The 25447-nt window shown below is 60.9% G+C and carries 23 protein-coding genes; 7 read left to right on the forward strand and 16 right to left on the reverse strand.

All coding sequences use genetic code 11. The features are described 5' to 3' along the window. Positions 1-91: 91 nt before the first annotated feature. The 5 genes from AC3IT6_RS21385 to AC3IT6_RS21405 form a co-directional block, all read right to left on the reverse strand. Positions 92-1909, reverse strand: coding sequence for an ABC transporter ATP-binding protein (locus AC3IT6_RS21385; RefSeq protein ID WP_489352594.1), 1818 nt, complete (start codon positions 1907-1909; stop codon positions 92-94). Next, positions 1902-2504, reverse strand: a complete 603-nt coding sequence (locus AC3IT6_RS21390; protein ID WP_185754836.1) for a DsbA family protein — start codon at positions 2502-2504, stop codon at positions 1902-1904. Before AC3IT6_RS21390 ends, AC3IT6_RS21385 begins: the two co-directional genes overlap by 8 nt. A 36-nt stretch (positions 2505-2540) precedes the next feature. Further along, positions 2541-3482 carry an oxygen-dependent tRNA uridine(34) hydroxylase TrhO gene (gene trhO, locus AC3IT6_RS21395; RefSeq protein ID WP_458370199.1) on the reverse strand — a complete coding sequence of 314 codons (942 nt, stop codon included), beginning with the start codon at positions 3480-3482 and terminating at the stop codon, positions 2541-2543. 102 nt (positions 3483-3584) lie between these two features. Beyond that, positions 3585-3884 carry a BolA family protein gene (locus AC3IT6_RS21400; RefSeq protein ID WP_102702334.1) on the reverse strand — a complete coding sequence of 100 codons (300 nt, stop codon included), beginning with the start codon at positions 3882-3884 and terminating at the stop codon, positions 3585-3587. 12 nt (positions 3885-3896) lie between these two features. Further along, a complete protein-coding gene (locus AC3IT6_RS21405; RefSeq protein WP_007997268.1) occupies positions 3897-4421 on the reverse strand; it encodes a DUF2059 domain-containing protein in 525 nt (174 codons plus the stop codon). A gap of 191 nt (positions 4422-4612) precedes the next feature. On the opposite strand from AC3IT6_RS21405, the gene AC3IT6_RS21410 reads away from it, so the two are divergent. Beyond that, positions 4613-6007, forward strand: a complete 1395-nt coding sequence (locus AC3IT6_RS21410) for a class II fumarate hydratase (RefSeq protein WP_489352597.1) — start codon at positions 4613-4615, stop codon at positions 6005-6007. A gap of 128 nt (positions 6008-6135) precedes the next feature. Here AC3IT6_RS21410 and AC3IT6_RS21415 read toward each other — a convergent pair whose 3' ends face one another. The 3 genes from AC3IT6_RS21415 to pap all read right to left on the reverse strand — a co-directional run bounded on the left by AC3IT6_RS21415 (position 6136) and on the right by pap (position 10166). Further along, the gene (locus tag AC3IT6_RS21415) at positions 6136-7095 is read right to left on the reverse strand and encodes a DMT family transporter (protein ID WP_489352599.1); all 960 of its coding nucleotides are present in this window, start codon (positions 7093-7095) and stop codon (positions 6136-6138) included. A 263-nt stretch (positions 7096-7358) separates the two neighbouring features. Further along, positions 7359-8543 carry a thiolase family protein gene (locus AC3IT6_RS21420; RefSeq protein WP_489352601.1) on the reverse strand — a complete coding sequence of 395 codons (1185 nt, stop codon included), beginning with the start codon at positions 8541-8543 and terminating at the stop codon, positions 7359-7361. Positions 8544-8645: 102 nt separating this feature from the next. Further along, complete coding sequence (gene pap, locus AC3IT6_RS21425) at positions 8646-10166, reverse strand: polyphosphate:AMP phosphotransferase (protein WP_489352603.1); 1521 nt, start codon at positions 10164-10166, stop codon at positions 8646-8648. Positions 10167-10319: 153 nt separating this feature from the next. On the opposite strand from pap, the gene mnmC reads away from it, so the two are divergent. The 5 genes from mnmC (at position 10320) to AC3IT6_RS21450 (ending at position 17766) form a co-directional block, all read left to right on the forward strand. Further along, entirely contained in the window at positions 10320-12299 is a 1980-nt protein-coding gene (mnmC, locus tag AC3IT6_RS21430; protein WP_489352605.1) for a bifunctional tRNA (5-methylaminomethyl-2-thiouridine)(34)-methyltransferase MnmC2/FAD-dependent 5-carboxymethylaminomethyl-2-thiouridine(34) oxidoreductase MnmC1, read from the forward strand. Positions 12300-12469: 170 nt separating this feature from the next. Continuing rightward, the gene (locus AC3IT6_RS21435) at positions 12470-14242 is read left to right on the forward strand and encodes an N-acetylglutaminylglutamine amidotransferase (RefSeq protein WP_489352607.1); all 1773 of its coding nucleotides are present in this window, start codon (positions 12470-12472) and stop codon (positions 14240-14242) included. 3 nt (positions 14243-14245) lie between these two features. Continuing rightward, a complete protein-coding gene (gene ngg / locus AC3IT6_RS21440; protein ID WP_489352609.1) occupies positions 14246-15994 on the forward strand; it encodes an N-acetylglutaminylglutamine synthetase in 1749 nt (582 codons plus the stop codon). A 170-nt stretch (positions 15995-16164) separates the two neighbouring features. After that, complete coding sequence (locus tag AC3IT6_RS21445) at positions 16165-17355, forward strand: osmoprotectant NAGGN system M42 family peptidase (RefSeq protein WP_489352611.1); 1191 nt, start codon at positions 16165-16167, stop codon at positions 17353-17355. Between the two features lie 183 nt (positions 17356-17538). Beyond that, positions 17539-17766, forward strand: coding sequence for a YheU family protein (locus tag AC3IT6_RS21450; protein WP_056727184.1), 228 nt, complete (start codon positions 17539-17541; stop codon positions 17764-17766). A gap of 5 nt (positions 17767-17771) precedes the next feature. Here AC3IT6_RS21450 and csrA read toward each other — a convergent pair whose 3' ends face one another. The 3 genes from csrA to AC3IT6_RS21465 all read right to left on the reverse strand — a co-directional run bounded on the left by csrA (position 17772) and on the right by AC3IT6_RS21465 (position 19324). Next, positions 17772-17957 (reverse strand): carbon storage regulator CsrA, encoded by a 186-nt coding sequence (gene csrA, locus AC3IT6_RS21455; RefSeq protein WP_150726220.1) that lies wholly within the window; start codon positions 17955-17957, stop codon positions 17772-17774. Between the two features lie 154 nt (positions 17958-18111). After that, positions 18112-18444, reverse strand: coding sequence for a YnfA family protein (locus AC3IT6_RS21460; RefSeq protein WP_150726219.1), 333 nt, complete (start codon positions 18442-18444; stop codon positions 18112-18114). Between the two features lie 64 nt (positions 18445-18508). Continuing rightward, positions 18509-19324, reverse strand: a complete 816-nt coding sequence (locus tag AC3IT6_RS21465; RefSeq protein ID WP_150758262.1) for an SDR family oxidoreductase — start codon at positions 19322-19324, stop codon at positions 18509-18511. A 279-nt stretch (positions 19325-19603) separates the two neighbouring features. Between AC3IT6_RS21465 and AC3IT6_RS21470 the strand changes: the two genes are divergently transcribed. After that, positions 19604-19762 (forward strand): DUF3309 family protein, encoded by a 159-nt coding sequence (locus AC3IT6_RS21470; protein ID WP_172435350.1) that lies wholly within the window; start codon positions 19604-19606, stop codon positions 19760-19762. Positions 19763-19820: 58 nt separating this feature from the next. On the opposite strand, the gene AC3IT6_RS21475 is transcribed toward AC3IT6_RS21470, so the two are convergent. The 5 genes from AC3IT6_RS21475 to AC3IT6_RS21495 form a co-directional block, all read right to left on the reverse strand. Continuing rightward, positions 19821-21914, reverse strand: a complete 2094-nt coding sequence (locus AC3IT6_RS21475; RefSeq protein ID WP_489352614.1) for an LTA synthase family protein — start codon at positions 21912-21914, stop codon at positions 19821-19823. A gap of 337 nt (positions 21915-22251) precedes the next feature. After that, a complete protein-coding gene (locus AC3IT6_RS21480; protein ID WP_489352616.1) occupies positions 22252-22857 on the reverse strand; it encodes an START domain-containing protein in 606 nt (201 codons plus the stop codon). A gap of 96 nt (positions 22858-22953) precedes the next feature. Beyond that, on the reverse strand, positions 22954-23208 hold the full coding sequence (locus AC3IT6_RS21485; protein ID WP_046037440.1) for a YkgJ family cysteine cluster protein: 255 nt from the start codon (positions 23206-23208) through the stop codon (positions 22954-22956). 166 nt (positions 23209-23374) lie between these two features. Continuing rightward, positions 23375-23854, reverse strand: a complete 480-nt coding sequence (locus tag AC3IT6_RS21490) for a translation initiation factor 2 (RefSeq protein ID WP_489352618.1) — start codon at positions 23852-23854, stop codon at positions 23375-23377. Positions 23855-23934: 80 nt separating this feature from the next. Continuing rightward, positions 23935-25374 (reverse strand): aminotransferase-like domain-containing protein, encoded by a 1440-nt coding sequence (locus AC3IT6_RS21495; protein WP_347908207.1) that lies wholly within the window; start codon positions 25372-25374, stop codon positions 23935-23937. Between the last annotated feature and the right edge of the window lie 73 nt (positions 25375-25447).

A 25447-nucleotide genomic window follows, 5' to 3' on the forward strand; every position in this document is an offset into this window, starting at 1 on the left:
CCCGGTGGGAGTATCGCGGCCGCTGAATCCGGTCGCGGCGATGTTTTTTTATAGTAATGAAGTAGCGTCCTGTAACCTTGATATCATCTCGCTACAACCGCTGCAAATGACCGTAGAGCTTGGCGTATAGACCACCCTCGGCAATCAGCTGCTGATGATCGCCATCCTCGGCAACTTGCCCGCCGTCGAACACCAGCACACGGTCAGCCTGTTTTACCGCCGAAAGTCGGTGGGCGATGATCAACGTGGTGCGGTTGCTCAGGAAACGCGCCAGCGCCTGGTGCAGGTTGTATTCGGTGGCGGCGTCCAGCGCGGAGGTGGCTTCGTCGAGGATCACCACCTTGGGCTCGGCCAGTACCATCCGGGCGATGGCCAGGCGTTGACGCTGCCCACCGGACAACCGCACCCCGGAGCGCCCGACGACGCTGTCCAGGCCATTGGGCAAATCCCGGACCGTGCCGTGCAATTGGGCGATTTCCAGCGCTTGCCAGCAGGCCTCGTCACTGCGTTCGCGGCCCATGGTCAGGTTGGCCCGGATGGTGTCGTTGAACAGCGCCGGATGCTGCAGCACCACGGCAACATTTTCCCGCACGGTTTCCAGGCCGATTTCCTGCTGGGGCGAACCGCCGAAGCGAATGGTTCCGGCCAACGGCGTGTACAAGCCCAGCAGCAGTTGCACCAGCGTGCTCTTGCCGCCGCCACTGGCGCCGACGATCGCGACCTTTTCGCCAGGGGCGATGGACAGGTTCATCTGGTTCAGGACCAGTTCATCGCCGTAACCGAAGCTCAGCCCCTGTACTTCCAGCCCGACCGTCTCGCGACCGACGAAAGGGTCGACGCCGCCCGGGTAGTCTGGCTCATCGGCCCGGGACAGCAGCTCGTTGATCCGCGACAGCGCACCGCCGGCAGCGTAATAGGCATATTGCAGGTTCAGCAGCTGTTCAACCGGACCGATCATGAACCACAGGTAACTGAACACCGCGAGCATCTGGCCGATTGAAAGGTCGGAAAACAGCACGGTGAGCATCGCCGCGGCCCGAAAAATATCGATGCCGAACTGGAACAGCAAACCGCTGGCCCGGTTCGACGCATCGGTTTTCCATTGCGAATTCACCGCATAATCACGCACGTCCCGGGCCCGTTGCCCCAAGCGACCGAGGAAAAACCCCTGGCGGTTGCCAGCGCGAACTTCCTGGATGGCATCCAGCGTTTCGGTCAGCGCCTGGGTAAAGCGCGAAGTGCTGTCGTTCTCGAGTTTCTTCAGGTGTTTGACCCGCTTGCCCAACTGCACCGTAGCGTAGATCACCAGCGGGTTGAACAGCAGAATCAGCAATGCCAGTTTCCAGTGCATCCACATCAGAATGCCCGCCGTACCGACCAGGGTCAGCATGGCCACGAGGAAACGGCTGAGGGTTTCGCCGACGAATTTGTCCAGCGTGTCCAGGTCCGTCACAAGGTGCGTGGTCACCGTACCACTGCCCAGGCTTTCATATTCGCCAAGGGAAATACGCTTGAGACGTTCGATCAGGCGAATGCGAATGCGGTAGACGATGTCCTTGGCCAACCCGGCGAACAATTTCGCCTGCACCACGTTGAACAGCAACGCCATGCATCGCAGGGTCAAGGTCACCAGCAGCATCAGGCCGATGTAGCCCGCGGCTTTCTGCCAGCCTTCGGGCAGCGCGTGGTTCATGATCTTCAGCGCGGCATCACCATTCCCCAGCAACACCTCGTCCACCAGCAACGGCAGGAGCAAGGGAATCGGCACGCTGCACAAGGTCGCCAGCACGGCCACGCCGTTGGCGATCCACAGGGATTTCTTGTGATGCAGGGCCAGGCGGCGGATTTCCGCCCAGCTCAGACGGTCGACACGTTTAGCGGTAGCAACATCATCGGGCAGGTCATGCACAGGCAGCACGCTCCAGCCAGCGGCCGAGCAGCGGGGACAACTCGCTCAACGGCTGATAGCCATTGGTCAATAACGCCAACTGCCCATTTCGCTCAGCCAGCAACGTAGGAAAACCGGCGATGCCCAGGTCCTGGACCCAAGTGAAATCGGCAGATGTCGCGGCGTGCGTATCGGCACGGTCAAACGCGGCGGCGAATTCAATTCGTGGTAGACCGGCCTGCTCTGCCAGCTCCACCAGGACACTGGCGCGCGTGACATCGCGACCTTCAGCGTAAAAGGCGTGCTGAATCAGCCCGAGCAGTTTCCACGCACAATCCGGCGCCAGGTTGCGTGCAGTCACCAGCGCCCGGCAGGCAGGTTCGGTGTCGTAGACAAAACCGTCAGGCAACGCGCCTTCGCGCTTGAACGGCTGGCCGGTAGCCTCGGTGACCGCCTGCCAGTGTTCAAGAATGTAGCGCCGGGTGGTCGGTTCCAGCGCAGCGCCACTGCCAGTGCGCAAACCACCCACCACCAGATGCACGTCCACACCGGCCGCCGCCGCCTGCTCTACCAATGCGTTTGCAACCGGAGCAAAGCCCCAGCACCAGGAACACATCGGGTCCATCACATAGAGCAGGCGCGCAGACATGGTTCAGACCTCGGAGGATGCTTGCTTGTAGTTGAAGCCGATCGGGTGAGGCTGGTTACGAGCCTTGGCCAGTTCGATCTGCTTCTGCCGGTCGATCGCGCTGCGACGGGTCTTCTCGCTCAGCTTATCCCAGCAATGCGGGCAACTGATGCCGGCCACGTAATGCTCGGACGCGCGGTCTTCCACGCTCACCGGCGTGCGGCAGGCATGACATTGATCGTAGTCGCCTTCGCTCAGGTCGTGACGAACGGTCACGCGGTTGTCGAACACGAAGCAGTCGCCCTGCCACTTGGTTTCTTCCTGCGGCACCTCTTCGAGGTACTTCAGGATGCCACCCTTGAGGTGAAAAACCTCACCGTAGCCCTCGCTGAGCATGTAGCTCGAGGCCTTCTCGCAGCGGATGCCACCGGTGCAGAACATCGCGACCTTCTTGTGCACGGCCGGATCGAAGTTGGCTTTGATGTAATCGGGAAATTCGCGAAAACTGGTGGTTTTCGGGTCGATGGCGCCTTCAAAGGTACCGATCGAGACTTCGTAATCGTTACGGGTGTCGATCAACAGCACTTGCGGGTCGCTGATCAGCGCATTCCAGTCCTGTGGATCGACGTAGGTGCCGACCTTTTTGTTCGGGTCCACGCCTTCCACGCCGAGGGTGACGATTTCTTTCTTGAGTTTGACCTTGGTGCGGTAGAACGGCTGTTCATCGCAGTACGACTCTTTATGGTCGATGTCGTCCATGCGCGGGTCGTTCTTGAGCCAGGCCATCAGCCCGTCGATGCCTTCGCGGCTGCCGGACACGGTGCCGTTGATGCCTTCTTCGGCAATCAGCAGGGTGCCTTTGATGCCGTTGTCGACCATAGCTTGCAGCAGGGGCTCGCGCAGGGCGACGTAATCTTCCAGGGTGACGAACTTATACAGTGCCGCCACGACAATCTGTTGTGTCATGGGTAAATCTCCAGGTGGCTACCCTCGTAAGGGGTGAACCGGATGCGAAAAAAAACGCGCCGGGTTAGCGGCGCGTTGGGCATTCTAACAAAAAACCGCTGTTTAGTGCTTGCTGCCGCCAGCACAGGTCGGCGAGGCAGGGGCCGCGTCGATCTGTGCCCATTCCTCTGGCGTGTACGTATGTAGCGCCAACGCATGGAACTCGCCCATCAGCTCGCCGAGCGTGCCGTAGACCTTCTGGTGGCGCTTGACCCGGTTCAGGCCTTCGAACTGCGTACTGACCACCACAGCCTTGAAATGGGTTTGCAGCCCACGGCTATGCATATGGCTTTCATCCAGCACTTGCAGATGCTCGGGCTGAAGCAGGGCGAGCGTCGATTCGATGCGTTGTTGCATGGTCATACCGAACTCCGCTTAAGGCTTTTTCTTGGCTGGAGCGGCCGCGTCTTTCGGCGTCAGCTCAGCGGTCATGTCAGCCAGCAGCTTGTTGACCACCGGCACCGCGCTTTCCAGCTTGGCCTGGGTCATCTGGGCCGATTGCTGGGTCAGCTGAGGCATTTTTTCCAGGACTTTCTTGCCCAGTGGCGACTGGTAGAACGCAACCAGGTCCTTGAGCTCGGATTCGGTGAAGTTGGTGGTGTAGAGCTTGACCATGTCCGGTTTCAGCTTGTTCCAGCCAATGGCCTGGTCCAGAGCGGCGTTGGCCTTGGCCTGGTAGGTTTCCAGCACGGCTTTTTTCGACTCAGGAGCTTTGGTTTGTTCGAAACGCTGGGCAAACATCTGCTGTACTTGCATGTACACCGGGGTGCCCAGTTTGTCAGCGTGCGCCATGGTCAGGAAAGCCTCGGCACTGGCGTTATGGCTGGCGGTGTCGGCAAGAACCTGGCCGCTGGCGCAGACCAAAGCAACGGCGGTACAGATGGCACGAAGACGAGTCATCGAGTTTCCTTTTCTAGCTGGCGAGGTAAAACCCCAAGGGCGTCCATTCTGCGCCTAAAAAAGTGTGTCGCTCAACCCCAAGCCTTGTCGCACCTGATTTAGAGGGGTTGGATGGTCAAATTCAGACTGATGGAACCACGGCCGTCGATCACGGCCTAAACTGCGCAATCGGACCTACAGGAGTGAGCAAGATGAGCCGTATCGAAACCGACAGCCTCGGCCAGGTTGAAGTCCCGGATGAAGCCTACTGGGGCGCTCAGACGCAACGCTCGCTGATCAACTTCGCCATCGGCAACGAACGCATGCCGCTGGCCGTGTTGCATGCCCTGGCGCTGATCAAGAAAGCCGCGGCCCGGGTCAACGATCGCAACGGCGACGTGCCCGCCGATATCGCCCGCCTGATCGAGCAGGCGGCCGACGAAGTGCTCGCCGGCGACCATGACGACCAGTTTCCGCTGGTGGTCTGGCAAACCGGCAGCGGCACCCAGAGCAACATGAACGTCAATGAAGTGATCGCCGGTCGCGCCAACGAGCTGGCCGGCAACCCCCGTGGCGGCAAGTCCCCGGTGCACCCCAACGATCACGTCAATCGCTCCCAGAGCTCCAACGATTGCTTCCCCACCGCCATGCACATCGCCGCCGTCCAGGCGGTGCAACAGCACTTGCTGCCGGCGATCAGCGAACTGTCCGGCGGACTGGCCGAGCTGGCCGCCCGCCATATGAAACTGGTCAAGACCGGCCGTACGCACATGATGGATGCGACACCGATCAGCTTCGGCCAGGAAATCTCGGCCTTCATCGCGCAACTCGATTACGCCGAGCGGGCAATCCGCAGCGCACTGCCCGCGGTCTGCGAACTGGCCCAGGGCGGAACGGCCGTCGGCACCGGGCTCAATTCACCCCACGGCTTCGGTGAGGCCATCGCCGCAGAATTGGCCGCCCTCTCCGGATTGCCGTTCATCACCGCGCCGAACAAGTTCGCCGCGCTGGCCGGCCATGAGCCGCTGACCACGCTGTCCGGTGGGCTGAAAACCCTCGCCGTGACGCTGATGAAAATCGCCAACGATCTGCGCCTTCTGGGTTCCGGCCCGCGTGCCGGCTTCGCCGAAGTCAGGCTGCCGGCCAATGAGCCGGGAAGTTCGATCATGCCGGGCAAGGTCAACCCGACCCAGTGCGAAGCATTGTCGATGCTGGCCTGCCAGGTGCTGGGCAACGACGTCGCCATCGGCTTTGCCGCCAGTCAGGGCCACTTGCAGCTGAACGTGTTCAAACCGGTGATCATTCATAACCTGCTGCAATCGATCCGTTTGCTGGCTGATGGCTGCAGCAACTTCCAGCAGCACTGCGTGGCCGGTCTGGAACCGGATGCGGAAAAAATGGCTGAGCACCTGGAGCGTGGCCTGATGCTGGTGACGGCGCTCAACCTGCACATCGGCTATGACAAATCGGCGGAAATCGCCAAGAAAGCCTACAGCGAAGGCCTGACCTTGCGCGAGGCGGCATTGCAGCTCGGGTATCTGACTGACGAAGAGTTCGATGCGTGGGTGAGGCCGGAGAATATGCTGGAGGCTGGGGCCAAGGGCTGAATCTGTAGCGCCTGATCGTCCGTCATCGCGGGCAAGCCCGCTCCCACAAGGACTGAGTCGATCACAAATATGATGGTCGACGACAAACCTGTGGGAGCGGGCTTGCTCGCGAAGAACGATAACGCGAATTAACCTGCAGCAATCCGCATCCGCCGCGCCTTGAGCCCCGCAATCAACGAAGGCCCCAACGCCACCAACGCCGACCCCAGCACCACCAACACCGCGCCGCCATAACCCAGACCATTGATCGTCTCGGCATGCACATAGTCGGGCCACAGCCACGCCGCCATGGCAACCGCGGCAAAGGTCACCAACGGCGTAACGGCCAGCGTCGCGCTGACCCGGGAGGCTTCCCAATGGGCCAAGGCCTCGGCAAACGCACCATAGGCAATCAGGGTGTTGAGGCAGCACGCCAGCAGCAACCAACCCTGCAACGGGTTCAATTGCAACGCTTCGAGCGGATGCACCCACGGCGTCAACAACAGTGCGCAAAACAGGTAGATCACCATCATCACCTGCAGTGAATTCCATACCGTCAGCAATTGCTTCTGCCCCAAGGCATAGAAAGTCCAGACCGTGGACGCCAGCAGCACCAGCAGTACGCCCGCGGTGTAGTCGGTCAGCGACGTGAGCAACTCACTCAAGCGCTGATTGAAAAACAACGCAAAGCCGATCAGCAGCACCAGCAGGCCAATCCCCTGCCCCAGGCTGAAACGCTCCTTGAACACAAACAGACTGGCGATCAGCAGCATGATCGGGCCCATCTGCACCACCAGTTGCGCGGTGCCGGGACTGAGCAGGTTCAGGCCCATCAGATACAACACATAGTTACCGACCAGGCCGAGCACCGCCATCAGCACCAGCCAGCCACCACGAGGACCGAGCACTTTGCGGCTGGGCAGGCGCCTGGTGGCCGCCAGGTAAATGAACAGACAACCGCCGGATACCAGCAGGCGAAACCAGGTCACCGTCACCGGGTCCATCACCAGCAATATCTGCTTGAGCTTGATCGGCAGGATTCCCCACAACAACGCGGTCAACAAGGCCAGGAACAGACCGTAACCCCAGCGACCCGATGAAATGTGCATGTGAACCCCAACGCCAACTGACAGGAGTCGTCATTCTAGGCCCGGCGCCTTGGCGTACACAGGCACAGTTTCGGACTGGCCGCGAATGAAACTGTGCGGGTCGTAATCTTCAGGTGATGTTTTTTGACCGTGGCGCACCCATCGCGAGCAAGCTCGCTCCCACAGGTTTTGCGACGTACACAACATTTGTTATCGCCGCTGAACACTGTGGGAGCGAGCTTGCTCGCGATGACTATCTAACTGACAACGAGAAATATCGAGGCTTAACGCACCGCTTCAAACAGCCCGGTTGCCCCCATCCCGCCACCCACACACATGGTGACGATGCCGTAACGCAGATTGCGTCGCTGCAATTCACGAACCAGATGCCCGACCTGGCGCGAGCCGGTCATGCCGAACGGGTGACCGATGGAAATCGAACCGCCGTTGACGTTGTACCGGGCATTGTCGATTTCCAGCCGGTTGCGGCTGTACAGGCACTGCGAGGCGAACGCTTCGTTGAGCTCCCACAGGTCGATGTCGTCAATCCGCAAGCCTTTGGCCTTGAGCAGTTTCGGTACCGAAAACACCGGGCCGATGCCCATCTCGTCCGGCGCGCAACCGGCCACGGTAAAACCGCGGAAGAACGCTTTCGGCTTGAGTCCCAGTTCCAGTGCTTTCTCCAGGCTCATCACCAGGGTCATGGACGCACCGTCAGACAGCTGCGAAGAGTTGCCCGCCGTGACCGAGCCATCTTCAGCGAACACCGGCTTCAACCCGGCCAGACTTTCCAGGGTGGTGTCCGGGCGGTTGCAGTCATCGCGGTCGACGATGCCGTCGAGGATCTGTGCCTGACCGGTGGTCTTGTCTTCGACGCGGTACTTCACCGCCATCGGCACGATTTCATCGGTGAACAGCCCGGCAGCCTGAGCCTCTGCGGTACGCTGCTGGCTTTGCAGCGCGTACAGGTCCTGCTCCTCACGGCTGACGCTGTACCGACGCGCGACGACTTCAGCAGTCTGGCCCATCGGGAAGTAGATGCCCGGCACCTGCTCCTTGAGCAGAGGGTTGATCAGATTGTCGTTATTGACGCTGTTCATGGTCAGGCTGATGGACTCGACGCCGCCGGCGACGATGATGTCGCTGCAACCCGAAGCGATCTGGTTGGCGGCAATGGCGATCGCCTGCAAGCCCGAGGAACAGAAGCGGTTGAGGGTCATACCGGCCGTGCCAACACCCAGGCGCGACAGCACCGCGACGTTGCGACCGATATTGAAACCCTGGGCGCCCTCGTTGGAGCCGGCGCCAACGATGCAGTCCTCGACGCTCGCCGGATCGATACCGGCGCGCGCCAACAGTGCATCGACACAGTGTGCCGCCATGTCGTCCGGGCGGGTCATGTTGAATTTACCGCGAAAGGATTTGGCCAGGCCGGTCCGCACGCTGTCGACGATCACCACTTCACGCATGACATACCTCATTGTTGTTATCGGTTGAGAGTGGACCGAGCATAAGTCCAGCCCTTGACCGACCGCGACAATCATTCACCTCGCATATGCGTAACCATCGCCTCAATCCTTGTCCTTACGCTTGCGTTCATGCCGGTCGGATTTTTCGAAAGCCTCCTCCAGTGCCCGGTTGATGGTGCGCAGCACCTTGACTCGTGCCCAGCGCTTGTCGTTGGCTTCCACCAGGGTCCATGGCGCAATCTCGGTGCTGGTACGGTCGACCATGTCACCGACCGCCGCGCGATAGTCATCCCATTTTTCACGGTTGCGCCAGTCGTCTTCAGTGATCTTGAAGCGCTTGAAGGGAATCTTTTCGCGCTCCTCGAAGCGCTCCAGTTGCGTCTGTTTGTCGATGGACAGCCAGAACTTGACCACGATCACACCGGCGTCGGTAACCTGCTCCTCGAAATCGTTGATCTCGCTGTAGGCGCGCAGCCAGTCTGCCGGGCTGCAAAACCCTTCGATGCGCTCCACCAACACCCGGCCATACCAGGAGCGGTCGAACACGGTGAACTTGCCCCGGGCCGGCAGGTGCCGCCAGAAACGCCACAGATACGGTTGCGCCCGTTCTTCCTCGGTGGGCGCGGCAATCGGCACGATGCTGTACTGGCGCGGATCAAGCGCTGCCGCGACCCGGCGGATCGCCCCGCCCTTGCCTGCCGCGTCGTTGCCCTCGAACACCGCCACCAGCGCGTGGCGGCGCATGCGCTTGTCACGCATCAACCCGGAAAACCGCGCCTGCTCGGTGATCAGCTGTTCCTCGTAATCATCCTTGTCCAGGTGCAGGGTCAGGTCCAGGCTGTCGATCAGGTTCACTTGATCGACACTGGGGAACACTGGCGCGGCGCTGACCTTTTCCGGATGGATCTTCGGTCGCTTCAATGCGCCTTGCAGGCCCGCCAGCAGAATCCGCCCCACGGCCAGGCTCCGATAATGGGCATCCACCCCGGCGATCACATGCCACGGTGCATAGTCGCGACTGGTGCGGCGCAGCACCCGCTCGCCATACTTCACGAACCTGTCGTAGGTTTGCGATTGCTGCCAGTCCAGCGGGCTGATGCGCCAGCTGTGCAGCGGGTCGTCGGCCAGCGCCTTGAGGCGTGCCTTCATTTGCTTCTTGGAGAGGTGAAACCAGAACTTGAAGATCAGCGCACCTTCATCGCAGAGCATCTTTTCCAGGCGCTCGGCGGCATTGATTGCCTGGTCCAGTCGCGGATCCTTGAACTCGCCATGGACCCGCCCCTGCAGCATCTGGCTGTACCAGTTGCCGAAGAAAATCCCCATGCGCCCCTTGGCCGGGAGCATCCGCCAGTACCGCCAGGCCGGCGGCCGCGCCAGTTCTTCGTCGGTTTGCTGATCGAACGTGCGGACCTCGATCAAGCGCGGGTCCATCCACTCGTTGAGCACCTTGATCGTCTCGCCCTTGCCGGCACCTTCGATGCCATTGATCAAAATGATCACCGGGAAGCGGCGTTGCTGCTGCAATTCGAATTGCGCTTCGAGCAACGCTTCGCGCAGGGCCGGGACTTCGGCGTCGTAGATTTCTTTGTCGATGGCGTGATCGATTTCGGCGGATTCAAACATGAGCGGCTCCCTTCCAGATGTGAGCAAGACTAGCGGATTGAACTGAAGGCCAGCAGAGATTCTCCCGGTCTCGGCCAATGCATACCTTGCCACGGATCAAGCACCACGCCTGCGATCGGCTAGAATGGCGGCCTTGCCGTTGCCGAGCCTGCCATGAAACCTGTATTGCCCCACGCCCAGCTCGACTGGGACGACCAAGGTCGCCCGTATTCGCGAGTGTTCGACGATGTGTATTTCTCCGACCAGTCGGGGCTGGACGAAACCCGCTATGTCTTTATCGAACAGAACCGTTTGGCCGAGCGCTTTGCGGCCTTGCCCGAGGGCGGGCGGCTGGTCATCGGGGAAACGGGGTTCGGCACCGGGCTGAATTTCTTGTGCGCCTGGCAGGTGTTCGAGCAACACGCGGCGGCCGGTGCGCGGTTGCATTTTGTCAGCGTCGAGAAATACCCGTTGAGCCCCGACGACTTGCAGCGGGCCCTGGCATTGTGGCCGGAACTCAAGGTGTTTGCCGATCAACTGCTTGAGCAATACGTGGCCATCCATCAGGGCTTTCAGCGCCTGACGCTGGACCACGGCCGCGTGACCCTGACGCTGCTGATCGGCGATGCACTGGAGCAACTGCCGCAACTCGATGCCCGAATCGACGCCTGGTTCCTCGACGGTTTCGCCCCGGCGAAAAACCCCGACATGTGGACCGCCGAACTGTTTGCCGAGCTGGCGCGCCTGGCCGCCCCCGGTGCTTCCATCAGCACCTTCACCAGCACCGGCTGGGTGCGGCGCCTGCTCAACGCCGCCGGCTTCAAGATGAAACGCACCCCCGGCATCGGCCACAAATGGGAAATCCTGCGCGGCGAGTTCCTCGGCTGGTCCCAGGAAACGCCGGCCCCGGCCCTGGATAAACCCTGGTTTGCCCGCCCGGCCCCGCTGACCGGCGAGCGCCAGGCACTGGTGATCGGTGCCGGCCTGGCCGGTTGTGCCAGCGCCGCCAGCCTCGCCGCGCGGGGCTGGCAAGTGACAGTGCTGGAGCGTCATGACGACATCGCCCGGGAAGCCTCGGGCAACCCGCAGGGCGTGCTCTACCTGAAGTTATCCGCCCACGGCACGGCGCTGTCGCAAATGATCGTCAGCGGTTTCGGCTACACCCGACGACTGCTCGAACACTTGCAACGGGGTCACGACTGGGACGATTGCGGCGTGTTGCAACTGGCCTTCAATGCCAAGGAAGCCGAACGCCAAGTGCAATTGGCCGCGGCATTTCCGGCGGACTTGCTGCACCTGCTGGATCAACCCGAGGCACAGGCCGTGGCCGGTATCGGGTTGGCACACGGGGGCCTGTTCTATCCCGAAGGCGGCTGGGTTCACCCACCGGCGCTGTGCCAGTGGCAGGCTGCGCATCCACAGATTCAACTGCTCACCCACCACGATGCGCTGGAACTGCGCAAGGTTGAGGGCCGCTGGCAAGCCTGGGACGGCGAGCGCTTGCTTGCCAGCGCACCCGTGGTGGTACTCGCCGGTGCGGCTGAAATCCAGCGTTTCCCCGAGAGCGCCGAGTTGCCGCTCAAACGCATTCGCGGGCAAATCACGCGCCTGGCGCAAACCCCGCAAAGCCAGGCCCTGAGTACCGTGGTGTGTGCCGAAGGCTATGTCGCCCCCGCCCGTTTGGGCGAACACACCCTGGGGGCCAGTTTCGATTTCAAGAGCGATGACCTGACGCCGACCACGGCAGAACACCTGGGCAACCTGGCCATGCTCGAAGAGATTTCCCACGATCTGGTCGAGCGGCTGGAGATCGAACACCTCGACCCCGAGCATCTCCAGGGTCGCGCTGCATTTCGCTGCACCAGCCCCGACTACTTGCCAATCGTCGGCCCATTGGCCGACACCCAGGCGTTCGCTGAGGCTTATGCAGCGCTGGGCAAAGACGCCCGGCAGGTGCCGGACGTCGAATGCCCATGGCTTGACGGTTTGTACGTCAACAGCGGTCACGGCTCGCGCGGCCTGATCACTGCGCCGCTGTCCGGAGAGCTGCTGGCAGCCTGGCTGGACAACGAACCCCTGCCATTGCCCAGAAGCGTGGCCGAGGCCTGTCACCCCAACCGGTTTGCCCTGCGGCGTCTGATCCGGGGCAAGTAGTCGATACAGCAGCCGAAGTCGCCCTCACGGGGCGATTCGGCCGTGGTCTGGCGCGCATATAACTCATCGGTCTAAAACTCCCCTTACCGAGGAAGGTCACTTTCTGAGTACCCGCCGTTTTGGCGCGGTATCGATCGACCCTCCCCAACGGAAAAACCGGTAAGGAATTTATGTGCGGATTAGCTGGCGAGTTACGTTTTGATCATCAACCTGCAGACCTTGCAGCCATTGAGCGAATCACCCATCACCTGGCCCCCCGCGGCCCCGACGCCTGGGGCTTTCATAGCCAGGGGCCGGTTGCCCTGGGCCATCGGCGCCTGAAAATCATGGACCTGTCGGACGGCTCGGCGCAGCCGATGATCGACCCGCAACTGGGCTTGTCCCTGGCCTTCAACGGGGCGATCTACAACTTTCCGGAACTGCGCTCGGAACTGGAAAGCCTGGGTTACGCCTTCTATTCCGGTGGCGACACCGAAGTCTTGCTCAAGGGTTATCACGCCTGGGGCGAAGCCTTGCTGCCAAAACTCAACGGCATGTTTGCCTTTGCCATTTGGGAACGCGATGCCCAACGCCTGTTCATCGCCCGCGACCGTCTCGGTGTGAAACCGCTGTACCTGTCGCGCACCGGCCAGCGCCTGCGCTTCGCCTCGGCCCTGCCGGCATTGCTCAAGGGCGGCGACATCAACCCGCTCCTCGATCCTGTGGCGCTCAATCATTATCTGAACTTCCACGCCGTGGTCCCGGCACCGCGCACTTTGCTGGCGGGCGTTGAAAAACTGCCGCCGGCCACCTGGATGCGCATCGAAGCCGACGGTCGCACCGAGCAGAAAACCTGGTGGACCCTGCCCTACGGCCCTCACGCCGATGAGACGGATTTGACCCTCGAAGACTGGCGCGACCGTGTGCTCGACAGCACCCGCGAAGCAGTAGCGATTCGTCAGCGTGCGGCGGTGGATGTCGGCGTGCTGCTGTCCGGTGGTGTCGACTCGAGTTTGCTGGTGGGCCTGTTGCGGGAAGTCGGCGTGGACAATCTGTCGACCTTCTCCATCGGCTTCCAGGATGCCGGCGGCGAGCGTGGGGACGAGTTCCAGTATTCGGACCTGATCGCCCGACACTACGTCACGCAGCATCACCAACTGCGCATCGATGAAAAGGAAATCATCGAACAGCTGCCCGCCGCGTTCCGCGCCATGAGCGAACCGATGGTCAGCCACGACTGCATCGCCTTCTACCTGTTGTCCCGGGAAGTGGCCAAGCATTGCAAGGTGGTTCAGAGCGGCCAGGGCGCCGATGAACTGTTCGCCGGGTACCACTGGTATCCGCAAGTGGACGGTGCGAGCGATCCATATGCCGCGTACCGCGAAGCGTTTTTCGACCGCAGTTACGACGACTACGCCGCCACCGTGCAGCCGAAATGGCTGACCGCGAATGACGCCGCCGGTGACTTCGTCAAAGCCCACTTCGCCCAGCCCGGAGCCGATGCGGCAGTGGACAAGGCTCTGCGTCTGGACAGCACGGTGATGCTGGTGGACGACCCGGTCAAACGCGTCGACAACATGACCATGGCCTGGGGCCTGGAAGCGCGCACGCCGTTTCTCGACTACCGCCTGGTGGAGCTGTCGGCACGAATTCCGGGGCGTTTCAAGCTGCCGGACGGCGGCAAGCAAGTCTTGAAAGAAGCGGCGCGACAAGTGATTCCCAGTGAAGTGATCGACCGCAAGAAAGGTTACTTCCCGGTGCCGGGCCTCAAGCATTTGCAGGGCGATACGCTGGAATGGGTGCGCGAGCTGCTGCTCGATCCCAGCCAGGATCGCGGCCTGTTCAAACCCGCGATGCTCGACCGTCTGCTGACTGATCCACAGGGGCAATTGACACCGTTGCGCGGCTCGAAGCTGTGGCAACTGGCAGCCCTCAACCTGTGGCTCAGCGAACAAGGAATCTGAACGATGAAACCTCACGCCACGGCTTTCAGCCAACGCCTGTTGCGCGGCCAGTCACCTTCCTACGAACGCTTGCAGGCACGTCTGGCCGAGGATCGCTGTGAACTCGGCGGGGCGCCGATTGCCGTGCATTGCGGCTGGGGCCGCTTGCTGATCGGCCATACCTTTGCCGATGCCGCGAGCCTGGCCGGCGAGTTGCTCAACGAGCAGCCCGGCGAGCGGGACATTGCCCTGTACGTCGCCGCGCCCCAGCAAGTGCTGGGGCTGGAGCCGACGCAGCTGTTCCTCGACCCGTCCGATACCTTGCGCCTGTGGTTCAGCGACTACCGTCAGGCGACCCGGGTGTTTCGTGGTTTTCGCATTCGACGCGCGCAAAGCGATGCCGACTGGCAGGCCATCAACCAGCTGTATCAGGCCCGCGGCATGCTGCCGATCGATGCCACCCTGCTCACTCCGCGTCATCTGGGCGGCCCGGTGTACTGGCTGGCCGAAGACGAGGACAGCGGCGCGGTCATCGGCAGCGTCATGGGTCTCAACCACCACAAGGCCTTCAACGACCCGGAAAACGGCAGCAGCCTGTGGTGCCTGGCGGTCGACCCGCATTGTGCGCGGCCAGGTGTCGGTGAAGTACTGGTGCGGCATTTGATCGAACACTTCATGAGTCGCGGGCTCGCCTGCCTTGACCTGTCGGTGCTGCACGACAACCGCCAGGCGAAAAGCCTTTACGCCAAGCTCGGCTTTCGCAACCTGACGACCTTCGCCATCAAGCGCAAGAACGGCATCAATCAGCCGCTGTTTCTCGGGCCCGGCCCGGAAGCCGCGTTCAACCCCTACGCACGGATCATTGTCGAGGAAGCGCACCGTCGTGGCATCGATGTGCACGTCGATGACGCCGACGCCGGGATGTTCACCCTCAGCCATGGCGGGCGCCGGGTACGCTGCCGTGAATCCCTGAGCGACCTGACCAGCGCCGTCAGCATGACCCTGTGCCAGGACAAAAGCCTGACCCACAAAGTGCTCAAGGCTGCCGGGTTGAACCTGCCGGCGCAGCAATTGGCGGGTAACGCCGATGACAACCTGGCGTTCCTCGATGAACACCAGCGCGTAGTAGTCAAGCCACTGGATGGTGAACAGGGCCAAGGGGTGGCAGTGGATTTGCGCACCATCGAGGAAGTGCAGCAAGCCATAGAAGCCGCTCGCCACTTCGACAGCCGCGTGCTGTTGGAACATTTCCACGAAGGCCTGGACCTGCGCATTGTGGTGATCGGTTTTGAAGTGGTCGCCGCCGCCATTCGCCGGCCGGCCGAAGTGGTGGGCGACGGCCAGCACTCCATCGGTGCATTGATCGAAGCCCAGAGCCGGCGGCGACAAGCGGCCACGGGCGGCGAAAGCAAGATCCCGCAGGACCAGGAAACCCAGCGCACCCTGCGTGCCGCCGGATACGACTACAGCAGCATTCTGCCGGCCGGTGAGCACCTGTTCGTGCGACGCACGGCGAACCTTCATACCGGCGGCGTGCTTGAAGACGTCACGGCGATCCTGCACCCGACGCTGGTGGACGCCGCCATCCGCGCGGCCCGGGCGCTGGACATTCCCATGGTCGGCCTCGACCTGATGGTGTCCGCCGCTGACCAGCCGGACTATGTGTTTATCGAAGCCAACGAACGGGCCGGGCTGGCCAACCATGAACCGCAGCCGACGGCAGAGCGGTTTGTGGATTTGTTGTTTCCGTACAGTCAGCCGGTGGTCTCTTAGCCATGTGTTGTCTGGACTGGCCCCTTCGTCGGAACGCCGCCCGGACCAAGCCCGCTCCCACATGTGATCGCATTCCCCTGTGGGAGCGGGCTTGCTCGCGAAGGCGGCCTGACAGACAACACAATTCCCTCATCGAAACCATCGATGCGCTCAACTCATCAGGAGTTTCCATGATCAGCAAAATCCCTGAACCGGACCTCGGTTACCTGCAAAAAGTCCTGCTGGAAATGCTCGCCATTCCAAGCCCCACCGGGTTCACCGACACCATCGTGCGCTACGTCGCCGAACGCCTTGAAGAACTGGGCATTCCCTTCGAACTGACCCGTCGCGGCACCATCCGCGCCACGCTCAAGGGCAAGAAGAACAGCCCCGACCGCGCCGTTTCCGCCCACCTGGACACCATCGGCGCGGCGGTGCGCGCGGTGAAGGACAACGGCCGCCTGACTCTCGCGCCGGTCGGCTGCTGGTCCAGCCGCTTTGCCGAAGGCAGTCGAGTCAGCCTGTTTACCGACAACGGCGTGATCCGCGGCAGCGTTTTGCCGCTGATGGCTTCCGGGCACGCATTCAACACCGCCGTGGATGAAATGCCGATCAGTTGGGATCACATCGAGTTGCGACTGGACGCCTACTGCGCCACCCGTGCCGACTGCGAGTCGCTGGGCATCAGCGTCGGCGATTTCGTCGCCTTCGACCCGCTGCCGGAGTTCACCGAAAGCGGCCACATCAGCGCCCGCCACCTCGACGACAAGGCCGGGGTGGCCGCGCTGCTGGCGGCGCTCAAAGCCATCGTCGACAGTGGCGAAGACCTGATGATCGACTGCCATCCGCTGTTCACCATCACCGAGGAAACCGGCAGCGGTGCCGCGGCGGCGTTGCCCTGGGACGTCAGTGAGTTCGTCGGCATCGACATCGCACCGGTCGCGCCTGGCCAACACTCCAGCGAGCACGCGGTAAGCATTGCGATGCAGGATTCCGGCGGGCCGTATGACTATCACCTGTCGCGCCACCTCTTGCGCCTGGCCAGCGACAACGAGTTGCCGGCACGCCGCGACCTGTTCCGCTACTACTTTAGCGACGCCCATTCAGCAGTGACCGCCGGCCACGACATTCGCACCGCCCTGCTTGCCTTCGGCTGCGACGCCACCCACGGTTACGAGCGCACCCACATCGACAGCCTCGCCGCCCTGAGCCGCCTGCTCGGTGCATACATCCTCAGCCCGCCCGTGTTTGCCAGCGATGCACAACCGGCCAAGGGCTCACTGGACCGCTTCAGCCATCAGCTTGAACATGACACACAGATGGAAAGCGATACGCGGGTGCCTTCGGTGGACAGCCTGGTGGGGCAGCGGTCGGAGAACTGATTCAGGCTCTTCATCGCCTGGTAAACCGCCTTCGCGAGCAAGCCCGCTCCCACAGGGGAATGCGACCTACTGTGGGAGCGGGCTTGCTCGCGAAGACGCCGGACCAGACGACACATCAGCCCAAGGCTAGCCGCAACAGCCCATTGGCCGTAGCATCGCGCCATTGATCCAACCGAGGTGCCTATGCTGATCCCCCACGACCAACTTCAAGTCGACACCCTCACCCGCCTGATCGAGGATTTCGTGACCCGCGACGGCACGGACAATGGAGACGACACTCCACTGGAAACCCGCGTACTGCGCGTGCGCCAGGCCTTGACCAAGGGCCAGGCACTGATTGTCTTCGATCCGGAAAGCGAGCAATGCCAACTGATGCTCAAGCACGACGTGCCCAAGCACCTGTTTGACTGAGGCCTTCAGCGCTCCTTGGTTTTCGCCAGTTTGTTCTGGATGCGTTCGTAGATTTCGCAGCGATGCACATTGACGTCCTGAGGCGCTTCAACGCCAAAGCGAACGTTGCTTCCGTTGATCGCGAGAACACGCACGGAAATGTTGTCACCGATGGAAATGGTTTCGCCCACAATGCGAGTGAGTACGAGCATGAGGAGTGTCCTTCAGGGGTTACTGGCCCTTGAAGATGCCCGGCCCGCGGTACGCCTACAATGCTCCGACAGCAAACCAGACCGGACTGACAGCCCCTGACGCACCACGCTTACGGAAAGGTCTGACAGGTTGGTTGATTGTAGGGCCGATCTGTCAGGATGCGGAGAATCGCGGCCCGAACAGGATGATACTCGCGCCGATCACACACAGCGCCACACCAAGCCAGTCCGAACCCAGAGGACGAATCCGCTCGACCACGGCCAACCAGCCGATTGAGGCAATGATGTAGATGCCACCGTAAGCGGCGTAGGCGCGGCCGGCGTAGCTTGCTTCGATACGGGTCAGTAGCAGGGCGAACAGGGTCAGGCTGAGGAGCGCCGGCACCACCCACCACATGCTTTTACCCTGGCGCAGCCACATCCAGAAGGCAAAGCAACCGGCAATTTCGAACAGCGCAGCGAGGAAAAACCACAGGTAATTGAGCATGCAAGCGTCTCGCGAGGATGGCCGATGGCGGCCACCCTAACCATAGCGTTGCCTGCGGGCAAGATCAGCTTGCCGATTGCCTGGCCTTGGCGCGCATTTTGTCGGCCATGGCGGTCATTTCGTTGTAGAGCAATTGCGGGTTCTTCTGCTTGATCGCCCAGGCCATGCGGCCCTGTTCGTGGGGCAGGATCATGAACTCGCCGGCGGCGACCTGCTGATAGATGTAGTCGGCGATGTCGGCGGCACTGATGGGCGAGCTTTCCAGCAACTTGCCGACCTGGGCTTTCATGGCCGGGGTCGGGCCACGGAAGGAGTCCAGCAGGTTGGTCTGGAAGAACGACGGACACACCACATGCACGCCGACTTCCTGATGCGCCAGCTCGATCAGCAGGCTTTCGGACAACGCCACCACGCCCGCCTTGGCCACGTTGTAGTTGCTCATCGCCGGGCCTTGCATCAGCGCGGCCATGGACGCGATGTTGATGATCTTGCCTTGGCTTTTTTCCAGCAGTGGCAGGAAAGCCTTGCAGCCCTTGACCACGCCCATCAGGTTGATCGCGATCTGCCAGTCCCAGTCCTCCAGGGACAACTCACTGAAGAACCCGCCAGACGCCACGCCCGCGTTATTGACGATGACATCGATGCCGCCGAGCTTGACTTCGCAGGCCTGGGCGAACGCCGTCAACTGGCTGTAATCGCGTACGTCACAGCGCTGGATAAAACCGTCGCCGCCCGCTTCGCGGACCAGCTTGAGGGTTTCCTGCAACCCGGGCTCGCTGACGTCCGACAAGGCCAGTTGCCAGCCTTCACGCGCCCAGCGCAGCGCGATTTCGCGACCCAGGCCCGAGCCTGCACCAGTGATCATCATGCGATTTTGCATAGCAAACAGCCTTGTTGTTCTCGGAAGATGCACCGAGTGTAGCGAAGGAAATTGCCCGACCCACGCTCCATCAGATTGCTGAATGGCCCGAGCAAACTGCGGGAGTGTCTGAAACAACTAAGGCAACAAAAATAGAAATAAGAACCTGCTCGAAATACTTGAAAAAAACCTGGAATTTTCCTGCAAACGCAAGAGTCGGAATTTTTAAGCAGCTCGAATTTACTTCATTCCCGCTGAGCTTGATTGGCATGGTCAATCCACTGCATTTTCGACAAGGAAATAGACATGGGCACAATACTGATCATCATTCTGATCCTGTTACTGATCGGTGGTTTACCGGTCTTCCCGCACTCCAGAAGTTGGGGTTACGGCCCGTCCGGTATCATCGGCGTCGTATTGGTGGTGCTGTTGATCCTGCTCTTGCTTGGCCGAATATAAATATCCGCCAGGCAAAAAAAGAGGCCCTTGAAGGGCCTCTTTTCTATTGCGTCACAACTTAGTCCGGCGTGCCATCAACAACACCAGCGGTGTTGTCCAGCAGGCTCTTGGTCGCTGTTTGCAGGAACGCTTCGAGCTTGAGTTTCAACTCGGCGGTACGCGGCACATCAGCAATGACTTCGGCGCGAGGCTTGGTACCCAATTCATACTGATACAACTTCGGCGCCATGTCCTTGTCCTTCGGCAGGACCAGAATCTGGTCTGCGGTGAGGATGGCCGTGGTCTGCTCGCTGCCCGACGGCTTGATCACACCAATACCCATGTCGCCTTCCGGCAGGTTGAGCAGGTCGCGCCCCCAGCACTGATGACGCACTTCGCCACCGATGCGGCCCATGATGGTCGGCACGACGTCGATCTGAGTGCCCACGGTGTGGTCACGCTGGCCGAATTTTTCCTGGATGCCCGGCGCAATCATCAGCATCGGCACGTTGAAGCGGCCCAGGTCCATTTCGGTGATCTGCTGTTCGTTACCAAAACCGTGGTCACCGACGATGACAAACAGGGTTTCCTTGAAGTACGGCTCCTTGCGGGCCTTTTCAAAGAACTGGCCCAGTGCCCAGTCCGCGTAACGCATGGCGGTCAAGTGCTCGTTCAGGTTGCCGCGATTGGTCACGGGCTCGACCGGCAATGGCGTCGGCAAGGCGTAAGGCGTGTGGTTGGACAGGGTTTGCAGCAAGGCATAGAACGGCTTGCCGTTTTCCCGTGCCTTGAGCTCGACCAGGCCACGGTCGAACATGTCCTGGTCGGACACGCCCCAGGTCGGATCAGAGAACACCGGATTCACGAAATCGTTACGGCCGATGAAGTTGGTCATGCCCTGGTTGCTGAAGAAACCCGACTGGTTGTCCCAGGCGAAATCGCCGTTGTAGACATACACGTCGTCGAAGTCACGGGCGCTGAGCAACTGCGGCAGACCGGACAGCTTGTGGCTGCCTTCCGGGGTCTGCATCAGGTATTCGAAGCCCGGCAGGTTCGGGAAGCAGGCCATGGTGGCGAACATGCCCTGGTGGGTATGGGTGCCGTTGGAGAAGAAGCGGTCGAACAGCAAGCCTTCCTTCGACAGTTTGTCGAGGTACGGCGTGATGTTGCCCGGCCCACCCAGCGCACCCACCGAGTGACCGGCCATGCTTTCCATCAGGATCACGACGACGTTCTTGATCGGCAGGGTCTTGTCGGCTGGTGGGGTGTAATCGCGACGTACCGCTGCGGTCTCGCCATCCACCAGTTTGTCATCCGCCATCACCAGCATGTCGCGCACGAGTTGTTGGGCTTGTGGCTGTGGCAGCGTGGCTTTCCAGATATTGTCGCGATCTTCGGACATCCGGCTCTTGGCGGCGGCGACCAGAGAAAGCGTACCGTTGAGACCCAACTGGTTGGCGAAGTTGGAGTCTGTGGTGTAGACATCACCCCAGCGCATCGGCGGGCCTTGACGCAAGGTGCCACGGGCCGCGACGACGCAGATCAGCAGGCAAACCACGAACACGCCAATGCGTGCATACCACGGCGCTACCTTGCGTGTGCCGATGCTGCCGCCACTGAACGGGCCACGAGGGCGGGTCGCACGGTCGGCACCCTTGAATGCCATGCTCAGGATCACGGTACCCACGGCCCACGCCAGCAGATAGCGGACCACCGGAAAACCATACCAGAGCATGCTGGCCACGGTTTTCGGGTCTTCCTTGACGTACTGGAAGACCAGCCCGTTCAGGCGCTGGTGGAACTCACGATAGAAGTCCATCTCCATCAGGCCCAGGAACAGCGCAATGCTGGAGACGATCGTCAGCCAGAGACGGAACAGCCCGCGTGCGGCCATGGCCCGGGCACTGAACAAGGCCAGCAGCAACGGAATACTGAGATAGACCACCAGGCGCAGGTCGAAACGCAGACCGTTGGCGAATGCCTCGAGGAAGGTCGAGGCCGGGGTATCGAGGATCATCGAGCTGTTGTAAGCCAGCAGCGCGACGCGCAGCAGGCTGAACATGACCATCATGACCAGGGCACACAACAGCGTGTAGGCCAGATGCGATTTGACGGTCGGTTGCAGCAGGCGACTAGAAGCTCGCTGCTGACTCAGGGCGTCCGGGATTGCCATGTCGTTTTAGGACCCATTGGAAGTTGAAGTTTCAAAAATACAGCTGCGCCTTGCCCTCTTTTCGGCCCGTACAAGGCCTGGGGGTTTGCGCGGTGCGCAAATGTTGCACGATCAACGGCAGCATTGCCATTGATAACTACCCTCATCCCGACTGTTTCATCCTGCATTCAGCAATACGCAGCGCCTTACGGGAGAGCCGGCGAATTGTCTTGGAGAGTGGGTGAAAATTTCGTGCAACGCATATCCGGAAACAAATTAAAGCCTGCGCACCGGTCAAAAACGCAAACGCCCCGATCGAATCGGGGCGTTACGAAGTCACCTCAAAAGAGCGACACAGTTACTTCTCGGCGCGTTCCTTGAGGGCTTTCAAGGTATTGAACGGGGCATCCACCACGAACTTGTTGGCCACCATCGACGGCACGCTGCCGCCCGGTTCGGTGTGCACCTGATAGGTCACTTCGATCTGGTCGCCCTTGGGTACGAACTTCCAGAAACCGTCGACCTTGGCGACCCGGACGAAGCCTTTTTCTTCAGGAACGTATTTCGGTACGCCTTCGAGCTTGCGGGTCAGGCTGCCATCAGCCCCTTCGAGGGTGGTGATGTGCAACACCGAATCTCGCGGAGTAACCGGCCACGGGGTGTTGAACTGAGTGTAGGTCCAGCTCTGGTCACCTTCGTGCTTGAGCAGCTTCTGGGTTTTGCATTCGTGAATCCAGGCGCAGGCTCCGGGCACGTCTTCCTGCAACGCACGCAGCTTGGCCATGGTGGTTTTCATCAGCGTGACGCCCTGGTAGGCCTTGTAGTCGGAGCCGGCCACTTCACTCAGGGAGATCTTGATGCCGTCTTCGTCTTTTTTGACTTTCCAGTCTTCGGCCAGGGCCGTCGAGGTAACCAGCGCAACCGTCAAACCACACAGCACAGTCATACGATGCAGCGAACCCATAGTCTTATTCCTTATTGTTGAAGTTCCATTCGTTGGGCTTGCACCTCCGATCACCTTCAGGTTTTTCGGAGGTGATCGCAGGTGCAAGCCCACACATCACGCCGCCGTCATTTGCTCCCACCAGCCAATCAACCGGATGGCTTCTTCGCTGCTGCTTCCGCACACCTCGGGGTCGGCCTCGAAGGCAGAACACACCGCCGGCCGTTCTGGCTGGCCGAAAATACTGCACAGGTTATCGGAGGAAAGTTGCAGGCAACGCTGCCCCGCGGCCTTGCCGTTGGGCATACCGGGAATCGGTGAACTGATGGAAGGGGCAATGCAACAGGCGCCACAGCCCTCACGGCATTTCATGACGACAAGCTCCTCGCGACGAGCAGTGTGTTAAAGGACGGGGCACAGAGTACCCGCTAAAACAGTTGTTTTAAATTACCTGCGAGCGGGTTTTTCAGCTCAACCGAGCATGACCGACCAGTCTCCGACAAAGCGTCTGGTCTGCGGCTCGCGGATCGGGATGAGATTACTGCTTGAACTCGAAATCCAGTGCCGCGCCTTCGACCTCGTGGCGCTCTTCATTTCGCAGTTGCAGCTGCATTTCATTGCTGAGCAGGCGGCCGTTGAGCTGGAACGGACTGCTGCCGCTTTTGTCACCGAACATCTGGGGTAACAACGGTTCACGCCTGGTCAACGGCACCGTACCGACAGGCTTCAGCTCCTGAACCATGTCCCGGGGCAAACTCAAGTCCAGATTGGCAGATGGAAGCTCAGTCTTTACCACCTCGCTGGCCGGTTTCGATTTGGAGGCAATGGGCGCACGCTTTTTCACGGACGCAGCCTGCTTACTGGCCGCCGAGGCTTTTTTCGCAGGTGCGGTTTCTATCGGTGCGACTTGGAAACTGCCGGTAGTCTGATCCTGCTCGGTAGCCGCCATGACGGATGCCGGCTGAATACTCGCAATCAGGCAGAGCAAAAGCCAGGCGGCAGGAAAAGTCGGTTTCATGTATCCCACGGTGGGTGCAAACGGCAGAGATGCATATGCTCGCCTGTTGCAGCCCACATGACAAGCGCAGCAGCAGCCTGTTACAAACCGCTAGCCATCTCCTGGCAGAGTTGGGTGGCCAGCATGCCCAGGGTCATCAAAGCGCGCTCGGCTTCACGGTTCCACGGGATGCCGCAATTGAGCCGGATGCAGTGATTGAATTGCTCGGTATTACTGAAGATCAGTCCCGGCGCAATACTGATGCCCTGCTGCAACGCCCGCACGTGCAACTCTTGCGTGTTGACCCGCCCCGGCAGACTGACCCACAGAATGAAGCCACCGGTAGGCCGGGTCATCTGCGTGCCTTCCGGGAAATACTGCTGCACGGCCAACTGGAAGGCACTGAGGTTTTTCCGGTATTCCTGACGGATGAAGCGCAAATGCCGGTCGTACCCGCCATTTTCCAGATACGCGGCAATGCCCATCTGGGTCACGCTGCACGCGGAATGCGTGCTGAAGGTCTGCAAGCGCTGGATTTCCTGCTGGTACTTGCCGGCAATCATCCAGCCGATCCGCACGCCAGGCGACAGGGTCTTGGAGAAGCTCGAGCAATAGATCACCCGATCCAGCCGATCGTAGGCCTTTAGGGACTTGGTGCGCCCCTGCTCGAACATCAGCTCACCGTAGATATCGTCTTCGACAATCTGGATATCGAAGTCCGACGCCAGGCGCAGCAATTGTTTCTGCCGCTCCTCCGGCATGGTACCGCCCAATGGATTGCTCAGACGGGTGGTCAGCACCAACGCCTTGATCGACCATTGGTTGGCCGCCAGTTGCAGGGCTTCCAGGCTCATGCCCGTGGCGGGATCGCTGGGGATCTCGATGACCTTGAGGCCCAACAGATCGGCCAGTTGCAGCAACCCGTAATAGGTCGGCGATTCGGCCGCGATCAGATCACCGGGACGGGTCAGCACACGCAAGGACATCTGCAGCGCATCGACGCAACCGTGGGTGATCACCACTTCCGACGGATCGACGACCACGCCGGCATCGCGCATGCGGATCGCCACCTGTCGGCGCAACGGCTCGAAACCGGGGCTGAACATGTAGCTGAAGGCCCGCGGGCTATGGAAGCGGGTGACTTTGGCCAATTGCTGATGCAGTGCCCGCACCGGCAAATAGTCGACACTCGGCACCGCAGCGCCCAGCGGGAAGACACCTTCACGACGGGACTCGACCAGGACTTGCTGAATGATGCTGCTGCGGGTAACCAGGCCGGGGCGCTCGACCCGGGCGATGTCCGGCGTCGGTGCAGTGAGTGCCGGTGTCTGGTGCACGTAGTAACCCGACTGCGGCCGGGCGCGGATCAGCCCCTGATCCTCGAGATTGGCATACGCCTGCAACACCGTCGCATGGCTGACATTGAGCTGCGAGCTCATCTTGCGCACCGAAGGCACGCGCTCTCCCGGCTGATAGACCCCACGGCGGATGTCTTCGGCCAGTTGTTGAGCAATACGTTGATAGAGCAAAAGGTTGGTCATGACGCAGCACTCGATTTCACGGGCATTTTATTCTTGTGTGAAACAATACCGGAACAGTTTAGAAGTGTACGGG

Source organism: Pseudomonas sp. KH_017, from assembly GCF_057840285.1.